The sequence below is a fragment of the Halomonas sp. 707D4 genome, from assembly GCF_024158685.1.
Classification (GTDB): Bacteria; Pseudomonadota; Gammaproteobacteria; order Pseudomonadales; family Halomonadaceae; genus Vreelandella.
Genome location: NZ_JAMZBD010000610.1, coordinates 1 through 1,581 on the forward strand (window position 1 = coordinate 1; position 1,581 = coordinate 1,581).

Sequence of the window (1,581 nt, forward strand, 5' to 3'; positions counted from 1 at the left end):
GGCGATCTGCTCGCGGGCCTGGCGAAGCTCGGGATAGGCGTCGCCCATCTCCGCGTCGAGCGCCTCGACCAGTTCGTGGAAGAAGGTGCCGGTGGCGCCGAGCTTGTGGCCGTGGCGCACCGCGCGGCGGATGATCCGGCGCAGCACGTAGCCGCGGCCTTCGTTGGAGGGCAGCACGCCATCGGCGATCAAAAAGGCGCAGGAGCGGATATGGTCGGCGATCACGCGCAGCGACGGCGCCTCGAGATCGTCATGCCCGGTGGCCTTCGCCGCCGCGGCAAGCAGGTTCTGGAACAGGTCGATCTCGTAGTTGGAGTGCACGCCCTGCATCACCGCCGCCACGCGCTCGAGGCCCATGCCGGTATCGATCGAGGGCTTGGGCAGCGGGTTGAGGTTGCCCTCGCTGTCACGGTCGAACTGCATGAAGACCAGGTTCCAGATCTCGATGTAGCGGTCACCGTCCTCTTCCGGGCTTCCGGGCGGGCCGCCCCACACGTCGGCACCGTGGTCGAAGAAGATCTCCGAGCTCGGGCCACACGGGCCCGTGTCGCCCATCTGCCAGAAGTTGTCCTCGTCGAGCTTGGAGAAGCGCTCGGGGTCGATGCCCACCTCGTCCTTCCAGATGCGCTCGGCCTCGTCGTCGCTGATATGCACCGTGACCCAGAGCTTCTCCTTGGGAAGCCCCAGGGTTTCGGTCAGAAAGGTCCAGGCGAAGCGGATGGCGTCACGCTTGAAGTAGTCGCCGAAGCTGAAGTTGCCCAGCATCTCGAAGAAGGTGTGGTGGCGCGCGGTGTAGCCGACGTTGTCCAGGTCGTTGTGCTTGCCGCCAGCGCGCACGCAGCGCTGGGCAGAAGTGGCGCGCACGTAGGGGCGCGGGTCGCGACCCAGAAAGACGTCCTTGAACGGCACCATGCCCGCGTTGGTGAACAAGAGTGTCGGGTCGTTGCCGGGCACCAGCGAGCTCGAGGGAACCACGGTATGCCCGTGTTCTTCGAAATAGGAAAGAAAGGCCTGCCTGATCTCTGCGCTTTTCATAGGGGTTCCGTGGCGATAAAGCGTGATGCCCCCGACGCTGTTGCGGCTACCTCGGGGCACGCAAAACATCCATTATAACGAAGTTGTCACGCGACTAAAGCCACGATGCATCGCGTCGCGGTAAAGGAAGGCAGGCTTGGGGGTGTCAGGCGTCCCGGGGCGAGAGCGCGTGGCGGATCTGATCGAAGTCGAAGCCGCGATTGGCGAGAAAGCGCTCGCGGCGGGCGCGCTCCTTGGGAGGCAGGTTGGCCGCGGGCTCGCCGAAACGGCGCTGGCAGGTCTCGGCGGCGAGTTCGAACCAGTCGATGCGCTCCTGGCGCTCGACCTCGGCGATGGCCGCCGCCAGCACCTCGCCGTTCACGCCGCGAAGCCGGAGCTCCTGTTTGATGCGAATGACGCCCTGACCGCGCAGGATGCGCGTGCGCACGAAGCTCTCGGCAAAGCGGGCATCCGACTGGAGCCCCTGCTCCTCGAGGGCGTCGAGGCAGGTCTGGATGTCGTCGGCTTCGAAGGATTTCTTGACGAGCCGGTCGAAAAGCTCGGCGC

The 1,581-nt window shown here is 65.6% G+C and carries 2 protein-coding genes; both read right to left on the reverse strand.

Going from position 1 to position 1,581, the window contains the following annotated elements; genetic code table 11:
* Positions 1 to 1,035: alanine--tRNA ligase (gene alaS / locus BIS11_RS17145; protein WP_253586665.1), on the reverse strand; the 1,035-nt coding region annotated here is incomplete at its 3' end.
* Positions 1,036 to 1,180: 145 nt separating this feature from the next.
* Positions 1,181 to 1,581: regulatory protein RecX (locus tag BIS11_RS17150; RefSeq protein ID WP_253586666.1), on the reverse strand; the 401-nt coding region annotated here is incomplete at its 5' end.